Origin of the sequence: Herbaspirillum lusitanum P6-12, assembly GCF_000256565.1 — a bacterium.
Classification (GTDB): Bacteria; Pseudomonadota; Gammaproteobacteria; order Burkholderiales; family Burkholderiaceae_D; genus Herbaspirillum; species Herbaspirillum lusitanum.
Map to the genome: position 1 here is coordinate 1 of NZ_AJHH01000007.1, position 6,983 is coordinate 6,983.

The following is a 6,983-nucleotide window of genomic DNA, read 5'->3' on the forward strand; positions in this document are numbered from 1 at the left end:
GAGGTCGTCGACGACGATGGTGCGTTCAGCCAGCAACGCGGCCGGAAATTCCACCATGTCGGGCTTGAACGCGCCGACGCCGATGGCCAGCGTATGCGGCGCAAGTCTGGCCGGGATCACGGCAGTACGCGACGTGGTCAGCGCGATCAGCACGTCGGTCGCGGGCACGTCTTTTTGCATGGCGTCGGCTGCCAGCGGACTGGCGACGATACCTTCGTGACGCGTGCTGAGCTCGCTGCAGAAGGCCTGCATGCGGGCAACGTCGCGCGCCACGATCCAGAATTGCGTGACGCCGAAAAACTCCACCAGCGCGTCGGCATGCGCCGCCGCCTGTACGCCGGTGCCGATCAGCAGCGCCGATTTCGGTTTGGTCGGCGCCAGCGTCTGGATGCCGAGCAAGGTCATCGCCGCAGTGCGACGGGCGGTGACGGTGGGGCCGTGCAGCAAGGCGATGCGGCGGCCGGTCTGCGTTTCAAAGACGATGACTTCGCCCTGGATCGCCGGCAGGCCATGCCTGGCATTGTCGCCGTGGACGGTAATCAGTTTGGTGACGCTGAGGTCGGCGCTGACGGCCGGCATGCTGAGCAGCACGCTGTTGGCGTCGATCGGCACCACCTGGCGTTCGGGCGCGGCGATGCGGCCGTCGGCGAATTCCTGCGCGGCTTGCGCCAGCGCCGGCACCAGGCGCGCGTACGGCAGCGCGTCGGCGGTTTGTCGGGCGTCGAGAATGTGCATCGATTTACCTCAGGAAGAAGCCGGTCGGGAACGGGTCGGACTCTTCCAGCACCCACTGGTTGGTGCTCATGATGTGCGCCGAACCGGTGACTTCGGTGAAGGCCGCGTCGAGCTCGCCGACCTTGGTGGCGCCGGTGACGCGCACGCTGAAATTGCTGCCGACGATGCTGCCGTTGACGTAGTCCTGGTTGAGGTCCAGCTTGCCGCGCAGGAACAGCTGCGCCGCGCGGCCGGAGGTGCCGGTGCCGGTCGGCGAGCGGTCGACTTCGCGGTCGGCGAAGATGCAGACGTTGGACTGATCGGCGCCGGGGAAATTGGGGGCGCTGTCGATGATGGTGCCGTACAGCGTGTTCAAACCCGGCTCGAGCGGATGCTGAATCTTGACCTTGGCTTTGACGGCGGCCTTGGTCTCGGCGCCGAGCTGGATCAGCTGGCGCACCTGTTCCGGCTTGACGGTGAGCTTGGCCTGGTCGGCGTTGATGTAATAGTAGAAGGCGCCGCCGAAGACGATGTCGCCGGTGATCTTGCCGAAGCCCGGCGTGTCGACTTCGACGTCGCGCTGATAGATGAAGGAAGGCACGTTCTTGAAGGTGACCTTGCCGGCGCGCTGGCCGTCCCATTCCACGCTGGCGTCGATGAAGCCGGCCGGCGCGTCGAAGCAGATGCGGGTCACCGGTGAAGTGCGCTCAACGTAGCCCATTTCGACCAGCACTTTGCCCAGTGCGATGATGCCGTGGCCGCACATGTCGCTGTAGCCTTCGTTGTGGATGAAAATAACGCCGAAATCGGCATTCGGCGTCAGCGGCGGAAACAGATAGGCGCCGTACATGTCGGCGTGACCGCGCGGCTCGTTCATGAGGAACTGGCGCAGGTCGTCACAGTTTTCCTTCAGCCAGGTGCGCTTTTCGAGGATCGTGGCGCCGGGGACTTGCGGCAAGCCGGATACCAGGATGCGCAAGGGTTCGCCGCCGGTGTGGGCGTCAATGGTCTGAACGGTGCGGGTGTAACTGAGCATGAAACTTCCTCTACAAAAAACCTGGAACGACAGCTTGAAACGATGCGCAAGGGGGAGTGTATTTCATTTCCCGTTACGTGCGCCGTATTGGTGATACGGATGCATCAATGCCCGGCCTGATCGGAAAGATGAGGCTACGCGATCGCCGGCCCTGCTGCATTGCAGAGGGCCGGGGATGAACTGCGGGGACTACCTGGGGATCATTTCAGGGAAGCAACCGCAAGCTGCGATTGTTCCCTGGGAGAAATGAAACGCGGGAATAAACAAATAGACGACTAGACGAACAGACGATCAGTAGCTGGTCAGCGCAACCGGCACGCCGTCCTTGAAGCGGAAGATCGTCACCGGCGATTGCTTCAGGTCATGCTTGTCGTCGAACTCGTATTGACCTGCCACGCCTTTGTATTTGATTTTAGCCAGCGCAGGGCCGTAGACCTTCGGTTCGACGGAGTTGGCCGCCTTCATTGCCTGGGCGATGACCATCATGCCGTCATAGAACGAGACTGCGTAGACTTCCGCAGGACGACCGAATTTCTTTTGATAGTCGTCGGCGAATGCTTTGCCTTCCTTGGCCTTCTCGAGGATCGTGCCGCCTTGCGTACAGTAGACGCTTTCGCCGATGGCGTCGCCGCCCAGACGACCCATTTCAGGCGAACAGATGCCGTCGCCGCCCATCAGCAGCGCGTCGATGCCCAGTTGCTTCATCTGGCGCTTGATCGGACCGCCTTGTGGCGCGTAACCGCCGATGAACACGGCTTGCGGCTTCTTGCCCTTGATCGAGGTCAGGATGGCGGTGAAGTCGGTGGCCTTGTCGTTGGTGAAGTCCTTGCTGACGACCTTGATGCCGTTGGCTTGCGCGAGCTTGATGAATTCTTCCGCCAGGCCTTGGCCGTACGCGGTGCGGTCATCGATCACGGACACGGTCTTGATCTTCAGTTCCTTGGCTGCGTACAGCGCCATCTTGCCGCCCAGCTGGCTGTCGCTTGCTGCAACGCGATACAGGGTGGCGAAACCTTGCTGGGTGATCTTCGGATTGGAAGCCACGGTCGCGGTCACGATGCCGGCGTCGTTGTAGACGCGCGAAGCAGGAATGGTGACGCCCGAGTTGTAAGGACCGACGATGGCCTTGACGCCCTGGTCAACCAGCTTTTGCGCCACGCCCACGCCCGACTTCGGATCGGCCTGGTCGTCTTCCGCCACGATTTCGAACTTGATCTTCTTGCCGCCGATGACGAGACCTTGCGTATTCAGACGCTCGACCGCCATTTGCAAACCGCCCTGGTTATCCTTGCCGGCCGAAGCTTGCGGCCCGGTCAGCGGACTGCTGAAACCGATCTTCACTGTTTGCACTTCCTGAGCAGATGCGAATGCCGGGATGATGGCAAGTGAAGCGGCGATGATATGCATGCGGTTATACATGTTGTTTCCTCTCTTGGTTGAAGGTCAGGCTTGCGATAAAACACTGAATTCAAGCCGCGGCGGCAAAAAGGCAAGACGGTCGCAAGCGCAACTGCAGATAGGCATGGCGGGTGAGTCTCTCTTCTGGCTTTGGTCGGCTCGTTGCGTCCGGCGGTCCGGCGCAACTACTTTTTATGGTGCTCGATTCTATTTACTCTTTGATGATATTAGTCCCGATAATTGCCCTTATAATCAGAATTTAATTCAGCTATTCTTCATTTCACAGAAGAAAATTCAGATTCTATGGCTACGCTTGATAAAATCAGCAAAAAAATTCTGTCCGAACTACAAAACGACGGCCGCATCAGCAACGTCGACCTGGCCGCGCGCGTGAACCTGTCGCCGGCGGCCTGCCTGGAACGGGTGCGCAAGCTGCAGGACGCCGGCTACATCCTCGGCTACGCGGCCCAGCTCAATCCGGAATTGCTGGACGTGTCGCTGCTGGTGTTCATCGAGGTGGTGCTGGACCGCACCACGGCCGACGTCTTCGAAGCCTTCAAGAAAAGCGTGCAGAGCATTCCGGAAATCATGGAATGCCACATGGTCGCGGGCGGTTTCGATTACCTGGTCAAGTCGCGTGTGAAGGATATGAACGCCTACCGGGAATTCCTCGGCAAGTCGCTGCTGCAGCTCAAGGGCGTGCGCGAGACGCACACCTATGCGGTGATGGAAGAGGTCAAGAATACGATTCGGCTGCCGATCAAGTAACACTCCGCTTCAAAAGCTGGATAGCGGCACCAGCCTGCCATCCTTGAACCGCAGGATGGTTACGGTCGCTTCGGTCATGTCGTGGCGTGAATTGAACTCGTAGGTCGCGGTCACGCCCTTGTAGCGCATGCGTGCCAGTACCGGTGCAAAGACGCGCGGGTCGGGCGAATTGGCCGACTTCATCGCCTGCCACAGCAACAGCACGCCGTCATAGAAGGTCGGCGCGTAGACATCCGGCATGCTGCCGTACTTTCCCTGGTAGGCGGAGGCGAAGACGGCGCCGTCCGACACCCTGGTCAGCCACACTCCTCCCTGCACGCAGTAAGTACGATCGCCGAGCGCGCTGCCGGCTTGCACCAGCATGGTTGACGAACACAAGGCGTCGCCGCCCAGCAGGGGAATCGCCATGCCGCGCTGCTGCATCTGTCGCAGCAGCGCGCCGGCCTGCGACACATAACCGCCGAAAAAGATTGCATCAGCCTTGGCGGCAGCGATGGCGTTGAGCGCGGTGCCGAATTCCTCCGCCTTGTCGCCGACCGCTTCCTTGTACACCAGCTGGACGCCGTTCATCTTGGCGACCCGCTCGAACTTATCGATCAGCCCGCGCGCGTAGAGCGAGCCGTCGTCGAGGACCGCCATTTTTTTCAGTTTGAGATGGCGCGCTGCATACAGGCCCATCTTGCCGCCCATGTCGGCATCGCTGGCGGCGATGCGAAACACTTGCGTCAGCGCGCTCTGGGTGACTTTGGGATTGGAGGCCACGGTAAGCGACACCACGCCGGCGTCGTTGTAAATCCTGGTGACGCTCAGCGCCACGCCGGAATTGAACGGCCCCAGCACGGCCCTGACGCCGGCGGCCACCAGTTCGCGTGCGACTGCGGCGCCTTCCTGCGGGCTGGCCTTGTCGTCGCGCGCCAGCAGTTCAAAACGAATGGCCTTGCCGTCCAGCTGCAGGTCTTGCTGATTCAGGCGCTCGATCGCCATTTGCACGCCGTTCAGCGCATCCTTGCCGGCGGCGGCCTGCGGCCCCGACAGTGGGCTGCTGAAACCGAACCTGACGACCTGTCGTTCTTGCGCAAAAGCGCAGGCGGACAGCAAGGACAGGGCTATTGCAATGACGCGAACGGGTGGCATGCGCTCCTCGGGCCGGGACCGGCTGTCCGGCGACATTGCCGGTGACTTGGTCCAGAATAGCCCAATACGCCGCCATTCATTGGCAAAAAACCGGCAAAAGAACATGCCTTTTGCCGGTTTTGACTGGTTCGGGCGCCTCGCGCCATTACATTAAACGGGCGGGCTCCGGTCAGAACTGCGTGCGCACCCCGACGATCAGGTTGCGGCCCGATTGCGGCACGGTGTCCTTGAGCACGGCGGTGGAATAGCGGATGTCCTGATTGAGCAGGTTCTTCACCAGCGCAAACCAGGTCACGCGCATCGCCTGCAGCTTCTGCGTGTACGACAGGTTGGCGTCGAGCTGGGTATAGGACGGCGTCTGGCTGGATTCGAAGGCCGCCAGGCGGTCCTGCTTGAGCGCCCGCAGCACGCGCGCGCCGCTGGCCCACGGACCTTGTTTCCAGCCGAGGTCGACGCCGTAGCGCGTGGCCGGCTGCAGCGGCAGGCTGCCCTGGTTATCCAGCTTGCCGCGCGAGGTGTCAGCAAAGCCGCGCACCGAGAAGCCTTCGTTGTTCAGGTTGTAGCTGACTTCGACTTCGGCGCCGTGGATGGTGGCGTCGCCCTGCGACCAGAAGCGCTGCAGGAATTCGCCGGCCGGATCCGCATTGCCGGTCTCGTCGACCTGGCCGTTGGTGCGACCGTAGACGTAATTCTTCACCTTGTTCTGGAACAGGTTGCCCTTCCAGCGCACCAGGCCTTCGGTCTTTTGCAGGCTCAGTTCGATGTTGTGCGAGGTTTCCTTTTGCAGGCTGCCGTTGCCGATGTCGAAGGTCGAGGTCGACTCATGCGGACCGTTGGAATACAGCTCCTCTACCGTCGGCGCACGCTGCGCCAGCGAGTAGGTCAGGCCCAGGCCATAGCCGGGCTGGAAGGTCCATAGCGCGCCGGTGGACCAGGACAGGAGGTTGAAGTCGCGTCCCTGCCTGCCGGCATCCGGACGGCGGCTCACGCTCTCGCCGCGCAGGCCGGCGCTGGCCAGCACCTGGCCGAACTGGCGCTCTTCCACGAGGAAGCCGGCAAACGAGGTCGAGCGGGTCGGCGGGGTCAGCTCTGCTGCGCCAGTGGCGGCCGACAGGGCCGAGTAGTTGCTCTGCTCGGTCTGCACGCCGAAGGTCCCATGCCATCCCGCCAGGGGCGCGTGCGTCAGTTCCCAGCGCGTCTGCAGCGCGCGGTTGGAGAACACCGTGTTGGCGGTGCCGTCCTCCTTCTTCTCGGTGTGGGTGTAGTCGGTGTAGCCGAGCTTGAACTTGAAGGACTCGATGCCGGCAAACGGCTCCCTGACCAGGCTGTCGATGTCGTAACGGGTCTGGTGCAGGTCGATGAAGGACTTTTCCGCGGTCGGGATGCCGTAGTGGTCGTCCAGCGACGACACCGACGCGCCGATGTGGCCCCAGTCGGCGATATAGGAACCGCCGACGCCGACGCTGCTCTCATGCGTGAAGGAGTTCGGCAGGCGACCGGAAGCGCTGGTAGCGTCGCCTTGTTTGGCGTTGCCGGGAATCTTGTAGTTGTCGGTGTCGCGATAGTTGCCGTCAACGTGCAGGCCGATCTGGCCGGCTGAACCGTCGACCGAGAATGACGTGTTCTTCTGGCCGTCGACGGTACCGTAACGCGCCTCGACCTGGCCGGTCGGCTTGCCCACCAGCTCGGTCGGGATGCGGTCGTTGACCACGTTGACCAGGCCGCCGATGGCGCCCGAGCCGTACAGCAGCGCCGCCGGACCGCGCAGGATTTCGATCTGGCGGGCAGTGGCGGCTTCGGTGGCGACCGCGTGGTCGTTGGAAACCGTCGACACGTCGGCGGTCGACATGCCGTTTTGCAGCATCAGTACGCGCGGACCTTCCATGCCGCGGATGATGGGACGCGACGCGCCGGCGCCGAAGGCGGAGGCCGA

Annotated in this window: 6 protein-coding genes; 1 reads left to right on the forward strand and 5 read right to left on the reverse strand. The window is 62.2% G+C overall.

What is annotated here, in order from left to right; translation table 11 throughout:
- The 3 genes from HLUSI_RS0100225 to HLUSI_RS0100235 form a co-directional block, all read right to left on the reverse strand.
- Positions 1 to 735 (reverse strand): delta(1)-pyrroline-2-carboxylate reductase family protein (locus HLUSI_RS0100225; RefSeq protein WP_016832042.1); only part of this gene is annotated, 735 nt, incomplete at its 3' end.
- Between the two features lie 4 nt (positions 736 to 739).
- A complete protein-coding gene (lhpH, locus tag HLUSI_RS0100230; RefSeq protein ID WP_016832043.1) occupies positions 740 to 1,750 on the reverse strand; it encodes a trans-3-hydroxy-L-proline dehydratase in 1,011 nt (336 codons plus the stop codon).
- 291 nt (positions 1,751 to 2,041) lie between these two features.
- Complete coding sequence (locus HLUSI_RS0100235) at positions 2,042 to 3,169, reverse strand: branched-chain amino acid ABC transporter substrate-binding protein (protein WP_016832044.1); 1,128 nt, start codon at positions 3,167 to 3,169, stop codon at positions 2,042 to 2,044.
- A gap of 282 nt (positions 3,170 to 3,451) precedes the next feature.
- On the opposite strand from HLUSI_RS0100235, the gene HLUSI_RS0100240 reads away from it, so the two are divergent.
- Positions 3,452 to 3,916 carry an Lrp/AsnC ligand binding domain-containing protein gene (locus HLUSI_RS0100240; RefSeq protein ID WP_016832045.1) on the forward strand — a complete coding sequence of 155 codons (465 nt, stop codon included), beginning with the start codon at positions 3,452 to 3,454 and terminating at the stop codon, positions 3,914 to 3,916.
- A gap of 9 nt (positions 3,917 to 3,925) precedes the next feature.
- On the opposite strand, the gene HLUSI_RS0100245 is transcribed toward HLUSI_RS0100240, so the two are convergent.
- Entirely contained in the window at positions 3,926 to 5,050 is a 1,125-nt protein-coding gene (locus HLUSI_RS0100245) for a branched-chain amino acid ABC transporter substrate-binding protein (protein WP_029362947.1), read from the reverse strand.
- Between the two features lie 169 nt (positions 5,051 to 5,219).
- On the reverse strand, positions 5,220 to 6,983 hold a 1,764-nt coding region (locus HLUSI_RS0100250), incomplete at its 5' end, for a TonB-dependent receptor (RefSeq protein WP_016832047.1).

Bases quoted from the DNA above. Each gene is read 5' to 3' on its own strand.
- HLUSI_RS0100240 (WP_016832045.1), top strand. From the start codon at position 3,452: ATGGCTACGCTTGATAAAATCAGCAAAAAAATTCTGTCCGAACTACAA.
- HLUSI_RS0100245 (WP_029362947.1), bottom strand. From the start codon at position 5,050: ATGCCACCCGTTCGCGTCATTGCAATAGCCCTGTCCTTGCTGTCCGCC.
- HLUSI_RS0100235 (WP_016832044.1), bottom strand. From the start codon at position 3,169: ATGTATAACCGCATGCATATCATCGCCGCTTCACTTGCCATCATCCCG.
- lhpH (WP_016832043.1), bottom strand. From the start codon at position 1,750: ATGCTCAGTTACACCCGCACCGTTCAGACCATTGACGCCCACACCGGC.